At 70.6% G+C, this 228-nt stretch carries 1 protein-coding gene; it reads right to left on the minus strand.

Features of this window, described 5'->3' with window-relative positions:
- Nucleotides 1-71: 71 nt before the first annotated feature.
- A partial coding sequence (locus tag CCN72_RS36870; protein ID WP_143664343.1) for a response regulator transcription factor occupies nt 72-228 on the minus strand: 157 nt, incomplete at its 5' end.

A 228-nucleotide genomic window follows, 5' to 3' on the forward strand; every position in this document is an offset into this window, starting at 1 on the left:
GAGGAGAGGGGCGCCCTTCGCCGTCGTACGGAACAGGCCCCTGGCGACCGGCCGTCGAGAGCCCGCGCCGCTTACTGCGCGCCGGGGCGCACCAGACCGCTCTCGTACGCGTACACCGCCGCCTGCACCCGGTCCCGCAGACCCAGCTTGGTCAGCACATGCCCGACATGCGTCTTGACGGTCGTCTCGCTGACGAACAGATCGGCCGCGATCTCCGCGTTGGACAGC

The organism is Streptomyces murinus (genome assembly GCF_002154555.1).
Lineage (GTDB): Bacteria > Actinomycetota > Actinomycetes > Streptomycetales > Streptomycetaceae > Streptomyces > Streptomyces murinus.